We start from the raw sequence: 20825 nt of genomic DNA on the forward strand, positions 1-20825 counted from the left end.
TTTATATTAATATAAAATTTGCCTAGTCTCTACTCACTGACTCATATATTTAATTAATATAAATTATAAATTCCCACCTATAAAAAATTCGTCTAGTCGCTACGCACTGACTCATGTCGCCAACGATCCCTAACGGGCTCCGTTGCTCAAAAATAGTTGCAAGTGTAGTTCTTCAATCACTACTATCCACAGATTCAAAATCATATACTTTCCTATAGCGTAAAAAGACAGAGAGATAGCCTAGATTAGGCTATCTCTCTTCTCCTTGCCTTAAACATTAAGTTTAAATTTATTTAGTTTAGTTAAGAGGTACTATTTAAGCATTAGCTTCTTCAGCTAAATCTTCTTTTTCCCATTCCATAGATCTTCTTACTGCTTTTTTCCATCCTCTATAAAGAGTACTTCTCTTTTCTTCTTCCATATTAGGCTTAAATGTTCTGTCAATAGCCCACTTCTCTTTTATTTCTTCTTTATTTTTCCAGAATCCTACTGCAAGACCTGCAAGGTAAGCTGCACCTAGGGCAGTAGTCTCTATAACTTCTGGTCTATTAACAGGAACATCTAATATATCGCCTTGGAACTGCATTAAAAAGTTATTAGCACAAGCCCCTCCATCAACCTTAAGTCCTTTAAGCTCTATGCCAGAATCATCTTGCATAGCTTCTAAAACATCCTTAGTTTGATATGCTATAGACTCAAGAGTTGCTCTTACTAAATGCTCTCTCTTAGCTCCACGAGTAAGACCCAATATTGCTCCTCTTGCATACATATCCCAATAAGGTGCTCCAAGGCCTGTAAATGCTGGAACCATATATACTCCATTAGTATCTTCAACTGAAGATGCATAATAATCTGATTGTTTAGCATCATATATAACCTTAAGCTCATCTCTTAGCCATTGAACAGATGCTCCCCCTATAAATATACTTCCTTCAAGAGCATACGCTACTTTTCCATCTACACCCCATGCTATAGTAGTTAATAATCCATTTTTAGATGCTACAGGTTTTTCACCTGTATTCATAAGCATAAAGCATCCAGTTCCATAAGTATTCTTTGCCATACCCTCATCAAAACATGCCTGACCGAATAAAGCTGCTTGTTGGTCTCCAGCATCTCCTGCTATAGGTATTTGAGCTCCACCAAATGTATGCTCATCAGTAACTCCATATACACAGCTTGAAGGCTTAACTTCTGGAAGCATAGATTTCGGTATATCTAAAGCTTCAAGTAATTCATCATCCCACTTTAGCTCTTTTATATTGTAAATCATTGTTCTTGATGCATTAGTATAATCAGTAACATGAACCTTACCTCTAGTTAAGTTCCATATTAACCAAGTATCTATATTCCCAAATAATAAATCTCCATTTTCAGCTTTTTCTCTAGCTCCGTCTACATTATCAAGTATCCACTTAATCTTTGTTCCAGAAAAATAAGCATCAACTACAAGTCCTGTTTTATCTTTTACACTTTCCTCAAGACCTCTTTCTTTTAACCTATCGCATATATCAGCCGTTCTTCTACATTGCCATACGATTGCATTGTAGACAGGTTTTCCTGTATTCTTATCCCAAACAACAGTAGTCTCTCTTTGGTTTGTAATTCCTATTGCTGCAACTTCTTCAGGAGATATACCAGTTTTTTCTAAAACTTCTCTAGCAACTCCACTTTGAGTTCCCCAAATCTCCATAGCATCATGTTCAACCCATCCAGCTTTAGGATATATTTGAGTAAATTCCTTCTGAGATACTCCTACTATTTTTCCATCTTTATCAAATAATATTGCTCTTGAGCTTGTAGTTCCTTGATCTAAAGACATAATGTATTTCTTTTGCATAATAATATTCCCCCCTAGGCCTTTTCTTCTAATTCTTTATTATTTTCAAGATAAACTCCTACTCCTTTATCATATACAAATCCACCAATTAATCCGCCTATAATTGGTCCTACAATCGGCACCCAAAAATAATTATTTATACCTAATGCAACGTTACCCCATCCAGACATCATAGCAAATAATTTCGGTCCAAAATCTCTAGCAGGATTCATTGCAAATCCAGTCAAACTACCAAATGAGCCACCTATTATAGCAATAGTTAACCCTATCATAATAGGAGCTAAGTTTGATTTAGGTGCTCCTGAATTTTTATCATCTCCAACAGCAAATATTACCATAACTAAAAACATTGTTATAATTATTTCTACAAGTAGTGCTTCAAAATTATTTAAATATGGTTTTGGATAAGTAGAAAAAACACCTGCACTCGCTAAGCTTTCTACACTTCCTCTTATAATATTATTTGTTTTCTCAAATTCAAAAAATGCATCTTTATACAATAAATATGTTGTTGCAGCTCCTGAAAATGTTCCTAAAACTTGAGCTACTATATAACCTAATATTTTATTTTTGGGAAAATTCCTATACGCAGCTAAAGCTAGAGTTACCGCTGGATTTATATGGGTTCCTGATACTGCACCAGTTATATATATAGCCATCGTAACCCCAAGACCCCAAATGATACTTATCTCCCATTGAGTAGCTGATGCTCCATTTAAAACTAGTGATGCTACGCAACCTGATCCTATAAATAGTAAAACCCATGATCCAATAAATTCTGAAATACATTCTCCTAAAAACGTTTTCCTCATTCTCATACATCCTCCTTTTTTATTAAATAATTTTCACGTCAAATTCGATTTATGATGCAAAATCTATATAATTTTATATTATATATAAATTTATTTATCATTTATTCTATACTTTATATATTTATACAACAATATACAAATATCATTTTTTAAATTCAAAAAAAGAGACAACTATAATATAAATAAATTTATTATAGCTCTCTCGTCTCCAGCTTTTTTTTATTAAATTGTTATTTTTTATATGTATAATTGTTGTATTTTCATTATAAGTCAGTGTCTTTTAAACGTCAAGAGTTTTTTGAAAATTCTTTCTTTTTATTCTTCCCATATATTTTGATTAGTAGTAGATATAGACGATGCTCCATTTTTAAGAATTTCTATAACCTCTTCTTTAGTTTCAACAAGTCCTCCTGATATAACTGGAATTTTAAGTTGAGAATTCACCTTTTTTATAACCTTTGGCATTATACCTGGCATTATTTCAACAGCTTGAGGTCTAACCTTCTTAATGCTTTCAAGAGCACTATCCAAAGACATAGAATCAACTATGAAAAATCTTTGTACAGCTTTAAGATTTTTGTCTATAGCTCTTTTTATCATATTAACCCTTGTACTTATAATTCCTTCTACATTCATAGATGATTTTATATAGTCTATTATTATTGGATTAGATGCAAATCCTGTTATCATATCTAAATGAACAAAAACTTTTTTATTATTTTTATTTAAAAAATCAACCTTTTCTTTTAATGTAATCATATCTCCATATAATAAGAATATTATTTCACAGTCAGACTTTACCGCATCATATAATCCTTTATCATTTTTTACTGCTGCAATTATAGGATTGTATTCTAATAAATCTTTCAAGTAGTTTCTCTCCCTTTTTATCCTGTTATTTGTATATACTTATTATATTCTTATATTAGATAGTATATTACAGCTTCATATAATTTTTCAATATTTGTTTAATATTTATCACTCATTAGAAATTTTTGGTTTCTATTTAAATTTCTAATAAATATATTAAATTTACTCTTGAACTAAGAACCTCTTACAAGATAACTTAATACCTAAAGCCCCAATAGGTGCTGTAAATAATATTGCAAGCACTGCTATTGCAAGCATTACATCTCCTGATTCAACTCCTGTTGCTAATGGTATCGAACCTATCGCAGCTTGTACTGTTGCCTTTGGAGTATATGATATAACACAAAATAACCTCTCTTTGTAGTTTAAATTTGTTCCCTTAACTGAAATTAAAACACCTATACTCCTTGCTAAAAGGCCTATACATATTATAATAAGCCCTTTGAATCCAGATGCAAATGCTACCGATGTATTTACTTGTGCTCCTACTAGCACAAATAATAGTATTTGGGCAAACGTCCATATATGATTAAATCCATTTGATAGTATATTAGATAAATCAGGTGACTTTTCTCTTATTATAAACCCCATAGTCATAACTCCAAGCAACGAAGCTACTGCTACTATATCTTTTAACCTATCTTCTAAAATTGTAAGTAGTATAGCAAGCCCCAAAACTATTAATACTTTCTTTGTACTTTCTATGTCGTACACTTTAAATATCTTAATTATTATCATACCTATTATAAGTCCAAGTAATATACCAAATAGTATAGATACAGGTATTCCGAGTAATTTCATAGATATATTTATATGCGATCCAGAATATAATCCTAAAAATGTTGTAAATATAGTTATGGCAAATACATCATCTATAGATGCTCCAGTTATTATTAATGTAGGAATACTTTTGTTTGTTCCAAGTTTGTTATTCATTAAATCTAACATTTGGGGAACAACTACTGCTGGAGATACAGCTGCTATTATAAATCCTAATATTCCACCTTGTATAAATGAAAAACCTAATATTTTTATCGATATAAATGCTATTGTAAAACCTTCCATAATTCCAGGTATAAATGATAATTTAACAGCACTTGAACCTACTGTTTTAAGTTCTTTAGTACTAATACCAAGTCCAGCACGAATAAGTATTACTATAAGCGCTATTTTTCTTAAATCAGAAGATATATTTAACACTCCAGTATCTATTAAATTAATACCATACGGTCCTATTACAACTCCTAATATTAGCATACCAAGTAATCCTGGAAACTTAATCTTCTCAAATAACTCATTCATTAAAAGTCCTAATATTATAATTATTGCCAAACTTCCTGCCATTTTGATTACCTCATCTCTCCTATTTTTTACTTATTAACATTATCCATATGTAGAATTTCTTATACTTAAAATCAAAAAAACTCCTATAGATATAAATATCTATAGGAGTCATCAGCTTTTAAGCAATTAAGGCGAACTCCATCGCCTATGTTTTTCTTAATTATACTTTTTAGTTTTAGATTTGTCAATTTTTATTTAGTATATAAAAATATGTTTAAAAACAAACTTTATGTATATAATAATGTTGTTAGCGGTTGTTATTTTTTCATATATCTGCTATAATTTAATAGAAAATTATAACTTTTTAGAGGAGGAATTTAAAATGGCTTACAAAATTAATGACGCTTGCATAAGCTGTGGAGCTTGTGAACCAGAATGTCCAGTTAGCTGTATATCAGCTGGAGATGATGTATATGTTATAGATGCTGATACTTGCATCGATTGTGGCGCTTGTGCTGGAGTTTGTCCAGTAGATGCACCAAACCCTCAATAATACATAATAAAGAAGCTATCATTTGATAGCTTCTTTATTCTTTTCTATTTATTCTTTTCATTTAATAGATAAGATAGAGTATATAAACTCTCCGTTAAGTGAACATTTTCAACTACTACATTTTCCGGTAAGATTAAATCCACCGGTGCAAAATTCCATATTCCACTTATTCCAGATTGAGATAATCTATCTGCTATATCTTGAGCACTCTCCTTAGGAGTACATATCACAGCTATTTGAATATCATTTTTCTTTATATATTCTTCTATATCATCTATATCGAATATCTCTAAATCCCTTATTTTAAGACCTATTAGTCTAGGATTAGCCTCAAATAAAGCTTTTATTTCAAACCCAGATCTTTGAAACCCAGAATAATTTGCAATAGCTTGTCCCAAATTACCAGCTCCAACTATTACAGTATTATACCCTTTGTCTATACCTAATATTTTTCCAATCTCATTGTATAGTTCCTCAACATTATATCCATATCCCTGTTGTCCAAATCCCCCAAAGTTATTCAAATCTTGTCTTATTTGAGAAGCTGTAAAACCAATTATTTCACTTAACTCTTTAGATGAAATTCTATATATATCTCTATCCAATAAGTCTTTTAAGTATCTATAGTATTTTGGCAATCTTCTTATTACAGCCATCGAAATTTGTTTAGACATTCCTTCACCTACTTCTGTATATAGTTTATTTTGACATAATTATAACAAACTCTCTTTCATCTGTCAAATCCCATACTTATTATTATAACATGTTTCTTGTCGATTAATAAGTTTTTTTATCAATTTTTAGCAATCCAGTATACAAAACTTGATTATATCTTATTTAAACTTTATAATTTTACTTAGCATTTGTCTTTTATTCTATATAAAATTATTAAATAAAAAATATGTATAACATTGATTAAATAGCTAAACCTGCAACTATTTTTAAGCAACGGAGTCTATTAAGACTCGTTGGCGCCATCATCTATGCGTTAGCATAAATTGAATTTTTAACTAGGAGGTTATAAATATGATTGTTCTATCTTGCAATAATATAAATAAAAGTTTTGGGGTAGATTCTATACTAAACGATATAAGCTTTACAGTAAATGAAGGAGATAAAGTAGGTGTTGTAGGAATCAACGGAACTGGTAAAACTACTTTATTTAAGATATTAACAGGCGAATATTCTTATGATAACGGCGATATATATACATCTAAGGATACCGAGATGGGTTATTTAGAGCAAAATACGAATTTTGAATCTAAAAATAATATATTAGACGAAGTCTTAACGGTTTTTAATGATCTTATAGATATGGAAAAAAATCTTCGTGATATGGAATCTGAGATATCAATTCAAAGTAAACAAATAGATTCTAAAGAACTCGAAAAACTAATGAATGAATACTCTCGCAAACTAGAATTATTTTCTGATAAAAATGGCTATGGTTATAAATCAGAAGCAAAAGGTGTTCTTAAAGGATTAGGTTTTTCTGATGATGATATGAATAAAAATGTTAATATATTGTCAGGAGGAGAAAAAACCAGGGTTCTTTTAGCTAAACTTTTACTTAAAAAACCTACTCTACTTTTACTTGATGAGCCTACCAACCACCTTGATACAGACGCTGTCGAATGGCTCGAATTTTTCTTAAAGCAATATAAAGGAAGTATTCTTATAATTTCTCATGATAGATACTTCTTAGACCAAACTGTAAATAGAATATTTGAACTACATAATAAAACCTTAAGCTCATATAACGGTAATTATTCTGAGTTTGTAGAAAAATCAAAGATAGAAAAAGAAATAGAACAAAAGAAATATGAAGATCAACAAAAAGAAATTAAAAGGCAAGAAGATGTTATAGAAAAATTAAAATCATTCGGCAGAGAAAAGCAGGTTAAAAGAGCTAGAAGTAGAGAAAAAGCTCTTGATAAAGTAGACGTTCTCAAAAAGCCTGAATCAGCTGCTAAAAAAGCTCGTATTAGATTCGAGCCATGTGTGACTAGTGGTACTGATGTATTATCTATTGAAAATTTATCTATTGGATATGATGACAATGTATTGTTTAAAAATGTTGATTTTAATATATATAAAGGAGAAAAAGTAGCTCTTATAGGTCCTAATGGTATAGGTAAGTCATCCTTATTCAAGGTCTTAATGAATAACTTAGAACTTATAGACGGTGATTTCAAACTAGGTCAAAATGTAAATATAGGTTATTTTCATCAGGAACAAAAGACTCTTAATTTAGACAATACTATAATTGATGAAATTTGGAATGAAAACAAATTACTTCAACAAAGCACTATAAGAACTATGCTTGCGGCATTTTTATTTGAAGACGAAGAAGTATTCAAGAAAATATCAACTTTAAGTGGAGGAGAAAGGGCTAGAGTTGCTCTTTTAAAGCTTATGCTTTCAAAGTCTAACTTTTTACTTTTAGATGAGCCTACTAATCACTTAGATATAAATTCTAAAGAAGTTCTGGAGGAAGCTTTATCTAATTATGAAGGTACTTTATTTGTTATTTCACATGATAGATATTTCTTAAATACTGTTGTAGACAAAATAATTCTTCTTGGTCAAGATGGCGTAAAAGAATATCTAGGAAATTACGATTACTATGTTGAAAAGAAAAAACAATTAGAAGAATCTATAACTGAAATCGCTGAAGAAAAAACCAAAACTCAAATAAAAGAAGAAAAGAGAAAAGAAAGAGAAAAGAAAGAATCAGAAAAAAAACTAAGAATTCAAAGACAAAATATCGAGAAAGAAATAATGGAAACTGAATCTGAAATAGAAAATTTTAATGAACTTATGTGTCAAGAAGATGTTTACTCTAATCCAGAAAAATCAAAAGAAGTTACATCTAAGAAATCCCAACTTGAATCTAAACTAGGAAATTTATATGACTTATGGGAAGGGCTTATGTAATAAGCCCTATTTTTGTCCAAGTTTTAGATTTGGAACTGCATTCAAGCTAAGATCATCTACTTTACCATTTATATAATCGTAATAAGCTGCACATCCTATCATAGCAGCATTATCTGTACATAAATCTAAAGATGGATATTTAACATCTATGTTATAATTTTTACATTCATTTATTAACATTTCTCTAAGTCCAGAGTTGGCTGCTACTCCTCCTGCTAAAATAATTTTATCATACCCTTTTTCCTTGGCTGCTTTTATAGCTTTATTTGTAAGTACTTCTACAACACTTTGCTGGAATGATGCTGCAACGTCTTCAACTACTATGTCTTCATTTTTCATTTTTTTCGCATTTAAATAATTTAAAACTGATGACTTAAGCCCACTAAAACTAAAATCATAGCTATCATCTTCTAAGTATATTCTAGGGAATTTAATACTATCCTTATTTCCTATCTTAGACAACCTATCTATTATAGGTCCTCCTGGATATCCAAGCTTCATTGCTCTGGCTATTTTATCAAATGCTTCTCCAGCTGCATCATCTCTAGTTCTTCCAAGTATCTCGTATTTACCATAATCTTTAACCTCAGCAAGATGAGTATGTCCTCCAGATACTATAAGGCATATAAAAGGTGGTTCTAGTTCTTTATGTTGTATAAAGTTAGCACTTATATGTCCTTCTATATGATTGACTCCAACAAGAGGCTTGTTTAAAGCAAATGCTAAAGCCTTCGCAGTAGATAGTCCAACTAATAATGCTCCTACAAGTCCTGGTCCATGAGTTACCCCTATTATATCTATATCATCAAATATCATACCTGCCTCATCTAAAGCACTTTGAATTACTGCATCTATGTTCTCTACATGCTTTCTCGATGCAACCTCTGGTACTACACCTCCAAATTTTTTATGAAGATCTATTTGAGTTGCAACTATATTAGATATGACTTCTCTTCCGTTTTTAAGTATAGCAGCCGAAGTTTCATCACAGCTACTTTCTATTGCTAAAGTTATTATATCTTTCATATTTACTCTCCTTTTTGTATATCTTTCCACATAATTAGTGCATCTTCCTGAGTATCAGTATAATATCCAGGTCTTATTCCAGATAATTTGAAGCCGTATTTTTTATATAACTTAATAGCGGTATCATTTGATTTTCTAACTTCAAGAGTCATAGATACTATATTACTTTCTCTGCATTCATCTATCAAACCTTCTATTATCTTATTACCATATCCTAAACCTCTATGATCAGGATGAACCGCAACATTTGTTATATGTCCTTCATCCACTATTAACCATATTCCTGCATATGCTACTATTTTTGAATCTTTTTCTATTACCTTATATCTAGCAAGTTTATTTTTAAGCTCTTTTTGTAATGAATGCTTTGTCCAAGGTGAATGAAAACAAAGCTCTTCTATTTCAACTAAATCGTCTATATCTTTTTCTTGTAAATTTCTTATAACTATATTATTTTCCATCTTCCTTTAACCTCTTCATCTTTTCGTCATATTGAACTTCTGCCTGAGATTTTCGTATATAATAAGGTACTACTTCGTAGTGATTTTTTGTATCACCTTTTTTAAATTTTTCAATACCTATTTCACATATACTAGATGCTCTTGATGCTCTATGAGAATTTGGAGCTATATATACGTTATTTATATTTCCAAAAACCTCTTTATGTAAATCTACACCTTCTCCAATTAATACGAATTCTTCTAATGAAGATTTAAGTTCCTCTGCTAAATCCTCTACTTTTTTTACATCTATATCTTCTACTTTCAATAAAGAATCTTTGTCCCAAGAATATTTACAAGTATATACCTGTTTTTTTTGTGCATCAATCATAGGACATACAGTTTTATTTGTCATACTTACATTGAATGAAAGTGCTTCTAGTGAATTTACAACCACTACAGGAATATCTCTCACATGTGCTATAGCCTTAGCAGTAGCAACTCCAATTCTAAGTCCTGTGAATGAACCTGGACCTATACATACTGATATTAAGTCTATATCATTCGCACTCATTTCATTTAGTTTAAACATATTTTCAATTATTGGCATGAGCTTTTGTGAATGTGTTTTGTTATTATTTATAGTATATTCTGATATAAGTTTATTATCTTCCATAATAGCAACCGATGCAGCTTTTGAAGATGTATCAATTCCAAGTACCTTCATTATTTAACTATCCCCTTTACTATGTTCTCGTAATGTTTTCCGTGAGTAGTAATTATCATTTCTCTACCCTCTTCTTTGTAGTTAAGTTCTATATTTATATATTCATCAGGAAGTATATCTTCTATTAAATTAGCCCACTCTATAATACATATTCCATCTCCATATAGATACTCTTCAAATCCTATCTCATACATATCTTCACTAGATGATATTCTATATACATCAAAGTGATAAAGTGGGTATTTCCCATCATATTCATTTACTATAGTAAATGTAGGGCTTGTAATATAATCATCTACTTCAAGCGCTTTTGCTATACTCTTTGTTATAGTAGTTTTTCCAGCACCTAAATCTCCTATTAAGCATACCACATCCCCTTTATTTAAAAGTCGTCCCAATCTATATCCAATTTCACTAGTTTCTTGTTCATTCTTTAAATATATCTTTTCCATGTTTTTGCTCCTATCTAACCTTAGTTTTAACCATATAATCACTATGAACCTTATTATATCAAAAAAAAGTAAAAATTATAATAATACAAAATTCGCTTTATGCTAACGCATAGCTCATACAGCTTCATATAAAATAAAAAAATTCGTCTAGTCGCTACGCACTGACTCATATCGCCAACGATCCCCTCTGGGCTCCGTTGCTCAAAAATGGTTGGAAGTGTAGCTTTTGTGACAAGTTATCTACAAAATAAAAATATTATAATTTCCTTAAGCATAAAAAATGTATATGAAAACACCGTTGTATTGATGTTAATTTCATATACATTTTTCATTTTATATATTTAGTTAAGTTCTATTCCAGTGTTAAATGTTATTTCATTTGCAATTATAGCCTTACCTTGTACTTTTGTTCCCGGCTTTACTTCTGATTGTACAGATGGATTAGATGGATAAGTTTTGCCATCAAATTTCATTTGAGCATAGAAGCTTTCTACTCCTCCACCTGATACATGCATTAATATATCATTCCATCCATTAGTCTTATTGTCACTTATTATTATAGGCGTTCTAACTAATGAAAATCTTGTTACTAAGTTGTAGTTATTATCAAATAATAGTCCAGTTCCTCCGCCACTACCTGAAACATATGATCCATATAATACTGTAAATATTTCTTCTTTTTTATCTCCATTAAGATCTACTTTATTGTAGTAGTATTTTACAGGTCCAAATGTTTCTTTATCGTATTCTGGCATAGTCTTGTGTATTGCCTCTTCTAATTTTTCATCTTTAGTTGTTTCATAACCTACATATTTCACATCAGATAAATCTAATCCATCAGATTGATTTGTATCATTATCAACTTGTCCATTTTTTAATTGCACATCTTGGGATTGCTCAACTTCCACTTGATTTTGTTCTGTATTCGAAACAGCCTCTGTACATGCTGACAATCCAGCTACACAAGACATAATTACTAATGCACTTACAAATTTTTTTATGTTCATATTATTTCTCTCCTTTTTTATGTTGTCTATAGCTTAATTATACTATCTAAATTTTTTTAAGTTTCAATGAAGTTGTAAGATAGTTGTAAACTTTATATTTTTATATAATCTAATTTAGCCTTAATGCCCAATGCAAAGCTTACAATTTTCCCTGTATTTTTATTTACTGTAACGTTTAATATATCATTATCTTCATTTTCATAAAATAAAGTTACTAAATTTGAGTTATAATCTCCATATATTGATTTAATATTTTCATAATCCCAATTTTTATCATCGATTATATTGTTTTCAATTAAGAAATTTTTAGCTATCTTATCTGCTTCTTTATCATTTACTATTTCTTTTTCATCTGCCATTGATTTTTCTTTATTCATATAACTTTCATCTGTATTTTTCCAAGAAGAAGCATATAAAATTTCATTTGTTCTATCATTTAACCCTACAGTATATATAGTGTATTCTTTTGATTTATCCTTAGGTTCAACAAATACATTTATTATGCCGTAGCTTATATCACTCTTAATTTGATCTATATAATCTATATGCGAACTGTACTTTTCTTTGTATTCATCATTCATTTGTATGTTTTCCGCCGTACGGTCTAGATATTGGTATATTTCCTTTTGAGTTTCATATCTTATTATTACTTTATGATTTTCTTTTATTTTTTCTCTTCTATAGTATTTTTCTATAATCTTAACAACCTTATCTTCAATTTCTTTATCAGTTATATCATTATTCGTAGTCTGCTGATAAACAACACCTTTTCTTATTTTATTATCTGATGTATTCTCATTTATTAAAACGAATGCTTTATAGCATAATATTAACATTATGAGTATAATAGCTAAATTCATAATGATTGTTTTATTCTTCATAATAATCTCCTTTAGTTAGTTACTTTTAATTTAATTATATAGTTGAAAAGTTATGAAGTTTTATTTAAATTGTAATATAGTTGTAAATTCAATATTACTTAAATATGACTCTTATTATACTTCCTTTCCCTATTTCACTTTCTACTTCCATATATGCATTGTGAATATCAGCTATTTTTTTACATATAGATAGCCCTATTCCAGCTCCATTATTTTTTCTACTTCTAGATTTATCTACCATATAAAATGGTTCTATTATCTTATCTATATGTTCCTTAGGAATTCCAATTCCTGTATCCTTTATCTCTATTATTATTTTTTTATCTTTTGTGTACGTATTTAAATATATATTTGAATGTTGATTACAAGCCTTTATTGCGTTGTCTACTAAATTAGTTATCATTACAGTAATCAAATCCTTTTCAATATATAAATTACGATCTTCTCCTCTTATTACAAGATTTATATTTTTTTCATTTAATTTTATTCTAAATGAATTTTTAATGTATTCAAATATTTCCATTATACTTTCATCTTTAAAATTAAAGTTATCCCCATTAAGACTTATGAAACTCATCATCTTGACTGATAAATCCTGTAATCGCTTGCCTTCACTGTTTATATATCTTAAAGATTCGTATTTTATTTCTTCGTCTACTTTTGTTGTAAGAAGCAAATTTGAATATCCTATTATAGAGGTTAACGGTGTTTTTATCTCATGTGTTAAGTTATCTATAAATCTTTGTTTTTCATCATTTATATCTTGTAGTTCTCTTATCTTTTCTTCTATTTTATCTGCCATAATATTGAAGTTAGTTGATAACACTCCTAGTTCATCTAAAGACTTTATATCTAGCCTTTTATCATAATTCCCACTTGATATATCCTGCGTCGATTTTATAATGCTATATATAGGCCTAGTTATTTTTCTACTTATAAAATATATTATTATAGCAAATATAATTAGTATGTACATTTCAAACTTTAATAAAAAATTATAACCATCATTCTTGTCATTATATATATAATCTATATTCTTTATATATGAAAACTTAAAATTTTTATCATTTACATTTATAAGACTTGATACGAATATATAGTCTTTATCCTGTATATTTCTTAAAATATAGTTCTTTTTATATAAAGTTAGCGATTTTAATTCTTCTCTTTGGGAAGATATGGCAAAACCCAAATTGCTAAAAAGTACATCGTTATCTTTAGTCAAAAACTCTATTTGAATATCATTTTTCATAGTCTCTTTTTTTATGTAATCTATAACATACGCATAATCGTTAAATAAATTAAAATTCATATTGATTGCATATGCTATGCTATCATGCTCTTTCAAGGAATTTTGAATCTCATTATCTATGCTTCGATTATAGTTTTTTTGTATTATAGCAAAGCCAACAATATTGAATATAAAGAGGAACAATACAATAAGTACCAAATATGTTTTTTGCCACAGTTTCATGCTCAATCTAATCCTCCAATCTGTATCCAACCTTATACACAGTTTTTATATTATCATTTAAATTTAATTTACTTCTTATTTTTTGAATATGATTATCTACAGTTCTAGTTTCTCCAAAATACTCATATCCCCAAATCTTTTGAAGTATAATTTCTCTTGATAACGCTACATTTTTATTTTTTAATAATAATACAAAAAGTTCAAATTCCTTTAAAGTCAAATCCACAACGGTATCATTTATTTTGACTAATCTATCATGTAACAGAACACTTATATCGTTAAATTTTATTATATTATTATCATTTCCATATCTTCTCAGAACAACCTCTATTCTAGCTAAAAGCTCTATAGCTTCAAATGGTTTTACTATATAATCCTCAGCCCCAAGTCTAAGACCAGTTACCTTATCTATCACAGAATCTTTGGCTGTAAGAAATATAACAGGAGTATTAATATGTTTTATCTTTTGTATTAATTCAAATCCATCCATTTTTGGTATCATAACATCTAAAAGTATTAAATCAAATTTATCATTATTTATTAATTCTAAAGCTTCAAGCCCATCATAAGCTTGTTTTGTATTATAACCTGCTACATCTAAGTTTATTTTTATTAAATTAGATATGCTAGTTTCATCTTCTATTATTAATATATTTCTCACAAAATCATCTCCTATTAAAGCAAAAGCCATGAATAATATTCATGGCTTTTATAATTATTATATTTAATTTTATCTCAAATTTATTTTATTATGCAAGAAACCTTCTTGTACAATATCGCTGTAACAACAGACATTACAATACCTTTAAATATGTTAAACGGTATCACCCCGTAATAAACTAAGGACTTAACATCTACTATATTTTTATTTACAACAGTTCCCATTTGAACTATTGCATCTATTGGGAACATATTTGCATAAAATGGAATAAGTAAATAATAATTAGCTAAAGCTCCTACTATACTCATTCCTATTGTGCCTATTAAGCATCCAATTATAGCATTTTTTTTATTCTTTCCAAGATGGTATATTCCAGATGATATAAATACAAAAGCTCCTCCTATTAGAAAGTTAGCTATTTCTCCTACACCACCTGTAGAACTCTTTGTTACAAAGTGTAATAAATTTTTTATAAGTTCTATAAATAGCCCTGCTACTGGTCCTAGCGCAAATCCACCTATTATAGCTGGTATATCTGAAAAATCTAATTTTAAAAATCCTGGTGCAAATACTATTGGAAATTCAATAAACATTATCAAGTATGAAATAACCGATAGAATAGATATTTTGACTAAAACAGATGTAGTAAAAAGATTCTTTTTTGTCGTAGCTTGATTATACATATTTATACCTCCCTTAAAATAAAAAGCCCGAAGATATACTTCAGGCTTAATAAGCAAAATAGATACAGATATGTATGTAAATACACTATCTTATCATCTTCTTTCATCCAGACTTTACTGTCGGCCTTGGAATCTAACCAAGTCTGCCATCAAATGGCTCGCGGGCTGTACCGCCGGTCGGGAATTTCACCCTGCCCTGAAGATTATCTTCATACTTTTTTAGTTTTATTTATAATATTATATTAATACTTTTACAATTGTTTGTCAAAGTAATTTTAAACATTTATTATATTTTAAATTAAGCTGAGTAAACTACCTCTCCATCTATTATAGTACATGTTACACTACTTTGAATATCCAGTGGATACCCGTTCCATATAACTATATCTGCATCCTTACCAACCTCTATAGATCCTATTCTATCATCAAGACCTAAAACCTTGGCAGGATTTATAGTTATAGCTTCTATTGCCTTATCCTTATCCATTCCAGCTCTTACAGCAAGAGATGCACAAAGAGGTAGGTATTGAACTGGAACAACAGGATGATCTGTAATAAGACATACGTTAAGTCCTGCATTTGCTAATATTCCAGGTGTTTCAAATGTTAAATTTCTAAGCTCTATTTTACATCTTTCTGATAGAGAAGGTCCTACAAGAACAGGGTAATTTTCTTTAACTAAGTGCTTTGCTATTAAGTGACCTTCTGTACAATGATCAATTGTTAGGTCTAGATCAAATTCTTTTGCTATTCTAATAGCTGTAAATATATCATCAGCTCTATGTGCATGAGCTTTAAGTGGTATTTCTTTCTTAAGAACAGGGATTAATGCTTCTAACTTATTGTCATATTCAGGTCTATCGCAATCTTCATCTTCTTCATAATCTATCATATCCTCAAGATAAAATTGAGCTCTTTTTAATGTTTCTCTAAGTAAGGCCGCTGTTGCCATTCTCGTTTGAGGAGTTTTGTCTTCTTTTCCATATGCTGATTTAGGATTTTCTCCAAAAGCTATTTTCATTCCTATAGGCTTTAATACCATATCGTCTATTCTATCTCCATATGTCTTTAAAGCTATAAATTGTCCTCCAATAACATTGGCACTTCCAGGACCACTTGCTACAGTAGTTATTCCTCCTTGATATGCTTCTTTAAAGTTTCTATCCATTGCATTAATAGCATCAATAGCACTTAAATGAGGTGTTATTGGATCTGTCTCTTCATTTCCATCAGCACCTTCATATCCCATTCCATCTTCCCACATTCCAACATGAGTATGTGGATCTATAAATCCTGGAAATACATAGTTTTCTTTTGCATCTACTACCTTCACATCCAAAGGCACAACTATATCTTTACCTATTTCTTTTATTTTTCCATCTTCGATTAATATATCACCTTGTATAATTCCATTTGTTACGGTGTTTATTTTAGCATTTTTTATGCATAACACTCTGCATTCTCCTCCCTTATAGGCAGTTTTATTTCAAATTTAGACATCTTTCCTTTAATAGAAGTAGCCTCTATACTACCTTCATTGGCCTCTATGTTTTTCTTAACTATGCTAAGACCAAGTCCTGTGCTTTTTTGCTTTGTAGTAAAGAATGGCTCAAATATTCTATCTATCGTTTCTTTGTCCATTCCTTTTCCTTCATCTATTATTTCAATTCCTACTTTATCATCTATATCATAAGTATTTATATATATACTCCCGCCTTCTTCCATAGAATCTACTGAGTTTAATATCATATTTACAATAGATTCTTGTATATCAGACCCTTGTACGAATATAGTTTTTTCACTATTTAAATTCAATATTATGTCTATATTTCTGCCTTTTATATAAGTCATATTTTCCCATTTAGGTCTGGTAGTCTTTATGGCTTTTTTAATTATATCATTTATTAATACATATTTCTTATCTTCTTTTATGTTTCTAGAAAAATCCTGCAATGTTTTAACTTTGTCTATAGCTTCGTTAGCTCCATCTTGTATTATATTTATATATTCTTTTATATTGTATGCTTGTTTGTTTATTCCTAAAAGCTGAGTATATCCCTTTATTATGGAAAATATATTATTAAGGTCATGTACTATTCCTCCAGCAAGCTCACCAGTATATCTTATCTTTTTATCTGTTTTTTTGAGCAGTTTACCTTCTTCTTTTTCCTTTATTCCATATATTATTTCTCCCAAACTATTACATATAACATCTATTATATATTCATCTGCTTTTCCTTTTTTATAATTTTCTTGGTATCCAAGGGTTAATATACCAACAATTTCTCCATTACAGTGGATTCTATAGCTATAAGTCATATCTATATTAGAGTAAGAGTATTCTTTTTCTATTTTATTACTACTAAACAATACTGTTATGGATCCATAATCTGCATCTGTTATTTGGAGTACAGTTTCTATAGCATTCTTTATTATTTTTTCAACGTCGCTTTCAAAACTAAAATTTATTATAGAGTTATTTAAAGTTTCTAGGTTTTTTTTGTTCTTTTGAAGGTCTAGATTGTCTATTTTAGATTTTTTTATAGACTTTAACAAAAATTTTATATTACTAATTTCTTTAGTATTTATAGTCTGCCTTTTGTTTTCATCTTCAAATATTAATTTATCATGTATAGCTAAAAATTTATCTATAAGCTCGATTTCAAAATCCATTATGTTAAAAAATGTTAACATTTTATGATTTTTATCTGTTATAATATCCAAGTAATTATCTCTATTTTCTAAAACATCATACCTATATTTATGTATCCAATCTGAAGTAACCAATATACTCATATTTAAGTATTTTTTATTTTGTTTGTATTCTTCTATTTCAATTTTATTATCTTCTATAACCATAACTTCATCATCTGTATAATCGCCTATAGTTTTTAATAACTTTTTATTCCCTAGTAATATACACTTTTCATTATTATCCAGCGCTTCATCTATAGTTTTTTTCATTAGATCAACTGCAAACAATGTAGATGAACCTATAACCCCTATATTCGCCCACTGAATCATCATACTCCTCCTAATTTAGCATCTTTAGTATTTTCTTTATTTCATCTATGCCAAATGGTTTTTCTAGTATATAATCAATTGTCGTATCATTATAATTATCTATATCACCTAACCAGCCTGTCATTAAAACAAACTTTATATCAGGGTATTTATCTTTTACTTTTTTTGCAAGCTCGATTCCATTTAAATTAGGCATTGCCAAGTCGCTTATTACTAAATCATATTTTTCATCTTCTAGTTTTTGTAGAGCTTCTTTTCCGCTATAACATATATCTGCTTCTTTGCCTATGCTTTTTATTATTTCTCCGGTTGCCATGGCAACTTGTATTTTATCATCTACAACTAATATCTTATAGTATTTTTCATCTTTTTCTTCATTCTTAGTACTTATATCTATAACTTCTTCTAAGTGCATAGGAAGAGAAATGATAAACTTAGTTCCTAAATTTTCTTTGCTTTCAACTTCTATACTTCCGCCATGATCCTTTATTATTTTATATGATACAGATAGGCCTATTCCATTCCCATTTACGCCTTTAGTAGAAAAGAATGGATCAAATATTCTAGACAGTATATTCTTAGGTATACCTTCACCCGAATCCTCTATTTCTATATAAATATAATTATTCATATTGTATGTCTTTATTTTTATATTTCCTCCACTAGGCATAGCATCTATAGCATTATTTAAGATATTTATTATAACTTCTCTTATCTCAAATTCTCTACCTTTAACATATCCTTTTGCATTTAAATCCTTATATATATGTATATCTACTCCAAATATCGACTTATCATTCACTCTAGGATTTATCATATCTAGAACTATCTTCATAATTCTTTCAAACTTAAAAAACGAATGTTCTTCTTCTCTTATATTTTTAGTAAACTCTTGGATTCTTCTTAACATCTCCGCTCCATCAAGAGAAGCTCTTTTTATTATTTCCAAATATTCTCTAATATTATCATCTTGTCTTTTTGCAAGAGATAAATCTATATACCCTGATATAGTCGCCAATATATTGTTAAAGTCATGTGCTACTCCATTAGAGATTTCACCTAAAGCTTTTAACTTTTCATTCTGACTTATTATCCTATCATTTTTTATTTTTTCTAAAAATGAATTTACTATGTTCTTAGCGGAAGAAGAATATATTTCAAGTATTTCTTTATTCATATGTTTTTTTTCATTCTTGTCAAAACACAAATAAATAATGGTGAATTCATTTATATTTAAAAACACCATGTATTTATCATTTATTTCACTAGTTTTAACTAATTCATTTTCATTAAATATTATATCTATAGAACCTTTAACGCATTCACAAGGATCTCCTATTTCATAATGAATTTGAAACCCTTCAAATTCAGATTTAGTTAAAATACCACTTCTTTTACAGGAAGTTATACTACTTACAAGTTCTAAAAATCTTTTTAAAAAATCATCTAGATTACTTATCTTATTTACGCTACCTAAAAATAAATTAAGCTTTTCAAGATCCTTTATATTATCATATGTATTTTTTTTTGCCAATACTGACGATCGTATACTCTCAAGTATCAGTTCAAGTTCCTTTATCTTTTTGTTATTGTACATTTCAACTGTTTCATCATCTTCAAACAATATAGCTTCATAATAGACAGATATTTCGAGTAAAGCTTCTATTGGTAATTCAAGTACATTATAATAGCAGCAGTATTTGTAATGATTTTTCATAGCATTTTTTATCAATTCTATCTTTTCATCAATATTTTTTGAGCAATTTATATCAATATTTCTTGAACAAATAGTTATTATATAACTTTGATCATACCCTAATTCTTCACTTTCTTTCTTTGTATTATAGAACAGGTTCGTATCATTCATAAATTCTTCATATTTTTTCACTATAATTCTATTAGATTGTATATGCTGATATATATTATACTGTCTTAGCATTTTTTCATCCATAAATTCTTTTTTATATGCCTCGTCGATTATTATAATTATTCTTCCTTTTTTTCGTAAAATAAAGTTAATATATTTAACTCAACTTTCGCACTACAAAAAAGCTAGTTTATCCTTGATAAAACTAGGTAGTGTAGATATAAAATAGTCTAAAAAGTCGTTAATTTGAGTTTTTGTAAGCGTTAGCTTTTCAGATAGTGCACATT

19 protein-coding genes and 2 riboswitches are annotated in these 20825 nt (G+C 29.0%); of the genes, 2 read left to right on the forward strand and 17 right to left on the reverse strand.

The window, feature by feature from the left end:
* Nucleotides 1-316: 316 nt before the first annotated feature.
* The 4 genes from glpK to Tmeso_RS07845 all read right to left on the reverse strand — a co-directional run bounded on the left by glpK (nucleotide 317) and on the right by Tmeso_RS07845 (nucleotide 4866).
* Complete coding sequence (gene glpK / locus Tmeso_RS07830; protein ID WP_099189920.1) at nucleotides 317-1840, reverse strand: glycerol kinase GlpK; 1524 nt, start codon at nucleotides 1838-1840, stop codon at nucleotides 317-319.
* 14 nt (nucleotides 1841-1854) lie between these two features.
* Complete coding sequence (locus Tmeso_RS07835) at nucleotides 1855-2652, reverse strand: MIP/aquaporin family protein (RefSeq protein ID WP_099189922.1); 798 nt, start codon at nucleotides 2650-2652, stop codon at nucleotides 1855-1857.
* Between the two features lie 315 nt (nucleotides 2653-2967).
* Entirely contained in the window at nucleotides 2968-3522 is a 555-nt protein-coding gene (locus tag Tmeso_RS07840) for a glycerol-3-phosphate responsive antiterminator (RefSeq protein ID WP_187296272.1), read from the reverse strand.
* 162 nt (nucleotides 3523-3684) lie between these two features.
* Nucleotides 3685-4866, reverse strand: coding sequence for a cation:proton antiporter (locus tag Tmeso_RS07845; protein ID WP_099189925.1), 1182 nt, complete (start codon nucleotides 4864-4866; stop codon nucleotides 3685-3687).
* A 95-nt stretch (nucleotides 4867-4961) separates the two neighbouring features.
* Nucleotides 4962-5021, reverse strand: a riboswitch (Fluoride riboswitch).
* Nucleotides 5022-5188: 167 nt separating this feature from the next.
* On the opposite strand from Tmeso_RS07845, the gene Tmeso_RS07850 reads away from it, so the two are divergent.
* Nucleotides 5189-5359: a 4Fe-4S binding protein gene (locus tag Tmeso_RS07850; RefSeq protein ID WP_099189927.1), complete on the forward strand. Its 171-nt coding sequence runs from the start codon at nucleotides 5189-5191 to the stop codon at nucleotides 5357-5359.
* 44 nt (nucleotides 5360-5403) lie between these two features.
* Here the strand turns inward: Tmeso_RS07850 and Tmeso_RS07855 are convergent, their stop codons facing one another.
* On the reverse strand, nucleotides 5404-6033 hold the full coding sequence (locus Tmeso_RS07855) for a redox-sensing transcriptional repressor Rex (RefSeq protein ID WP_099189929.1): 630 nt from the start codon (nucleotides 6031-6033) through the stop codon (nucleotides 5404-5406).
* 352 nt (nucleotides 6034-6385) lie between these two features.
* Here Tmeso_RS07855 and abc-f point away from each other — a divergent pair, with 352 nt between their 5' ends.
* Entirely contained in the window at nucleotides 6386-8296 is a 1911-nt protein-coding gene (gene abc-f, locus Tmeso_RS07860; RefSeq protein WP_099189931.1) for a ribosomal protection-like ABC-F family protein, read from the forward strand.
* Nucleotides 8297-8302: 6 nt separating this feature from the next.
* Here the strand turns inward: abc-f and tsaD are convergent, their stop codons facing one another.
* The 12 genes from tsaD to Tmeso_RS07920 form a co-directional block, all read right to left on the reverse strand.
* The gene (tsaD, locus tag Tmeso_RS07865) at nucleotides 8303-9322 is read right to left on the reverse strand and encodes a tRNA (adenosine(37)-N6)-threonylcarbamoyltransferase complex transferase subunit TsaD (RefSeq protein ID WP_099189932.1); all 1020 of its coding nucleotides are present in this window, start codon (nucleotides 9320-9322) and stop codon (nucleotides 8303-8305) included.
* 2 nt (nucleotides 9323-9324) lie between these two features.
* Entirely contained in the window at nucleotides 9325-9783 is a 459-nt protein-coding gene (gene rimI / locus Tmeso_RS07870) for a ribosomal protein S18-alanine N-acetyltransferase (protein ID WP_099189934.1), read from the reverse strand.
* On the reverse strand, nucleotides 9773-10489 hold the full coding sequence (tsaB, locus tag Tmeso_RS07875) for a tRNA (adenosine(37)-N6)-threonylcarbamoyltransferase complex dimerization subunit type 1 TsaB (protein ID WP_099189936.1): 717 nt from the start codon (nucleotides 10487-10489) through the stop codon (nucleotides 9773-9775). Before tsaB ends, rimI begins: the two co-directional genes overlap by 11 nt.
* On the reverse strand, nucleotides 10489-10941 hold the full coding sequence (gene tsaE / locus Tmeso_RS07880; protein WP_099189938.1) for a tRNA (adenosine(37)-N6)-threonylcarbamoyltransferase complex ATPase subunit type 1 TsaE: 453 nt from the start codon (nucleotides 10939-10941) through the stop codon (nucleotides 10489-10491). The genes tsaB and tsaE overlap by 1 nt, the downstream gene beginning before the upstream one ends.
* A 341-nt stretch (nucleotides 10942-11282) precedes the next feature.
* A complete protein-coding gene (locus Tmeso_RS07885; RefSeq protein WP_099189940.1) occupies nucleotides 11283-11948 on the reverse strand; it encodes a hypothetical protein in 666 nt (221 codons plus the stop codon).
* Between the two features lie 92 nt (nucleotides 11949-12040).
* Nucleotides 12041-12829, reverse strand: a complete 789-nt coding sequence (locus Tmeso_RS07890) for a hypothetical protein (RefSeq protein WP_099189942.1) — start codon at nucleotides 12827-12829, stop codon at nucleotides 12041-12043.
* A gap of 94 nt (nucleotides 12830-12923) precedes the next feature.
* Entirely contained in the window at nucleotides 12924-14141 is a 1218-nt protein-coding gene (locus Tmeso_RS07895) for a sensor histidine kinase (RefSeq protein ID WP_187296273.1), read from the reverse strand.
* A gap of 169 nt (nucleotides 14142-14310) precedes the next feature.
* Entirely contained in the window at nucleotides 14311-14964 is a 654-nt protein-coding gene (locus tag Tmeso_RS07900; protein WP_330400327.1) for a response regulator transcription factor, read from the reverse strand.
* 80 nt (nucleotides 14965-15044) lie between these two features.
* Nucleotides 15045-15647: an ECF transporter S component gene (locus Tmeso_RS07905; protein WP_099189949.1), complete on the reverse strand. Its 603-nt coding sequence runs from the start codon at nucleotides 15645-15647 to the stop codon at nucleotides 15045-15047.
* Between the two features lie 91 nt (nucleotides 15648-15738).
* Nucleotides 15739-15855, reverse strand: a riboswitch (FMN riboswitch).
* 90 nt (nucleotides 15856-15945) lie between these two features.
* Complete coding sequence (locus Tmeso_RS07910; protein WP_099189951.1) at nucleotides 15946-17100, reverse strand: amidohydrolase; 1155 nt, start codon at nucleotides 17098-17100, stop codon at nucleotides 15946-15948.
* Nucleotides 17088-18671, reverse strand: a complete 1584-nt coding sequence (locus tag Tmeso_RS07915) for a sensor histidine kinase (RefSeq protein ID WP_187296274.1) — start codon at nucleotides 18669-18671, stop codon at nucleotides 17088-17090. The genes Tmeso_RS07910 and Tmeso_RS07915 overlap by 13 nt, the downstream gene beginning before the upstream one ends.
* A gap of 10 nt (nucleotides 18672-18681) precedes the next feature.
* Nucleotides 18682-20622 (reverse strand): ATP-binding protein, encoded by a 1941-nt coding sequence (locus tag Tmeso_RS07920; RefSeq protein WP_099189955.1) that lies wholly within the window; start codon nucleotides 20620-20622, stop codon nucleotides 18682-18684.
* Between the last annotated feature and the right edge of the window lie 203 nt (nucleotides 20623-20825).

The sequence above is a fragment of the Tepidibacter mesophilus genome (assembly GCF_002724055.1).
Taxonomy (GTDB): Bacteria; Bacillota; Clostridia; order Peptostreptococcales; family Peptostreptococcaceae; genus Tepidibacter_A; species Tepidibacter_A mesophilus.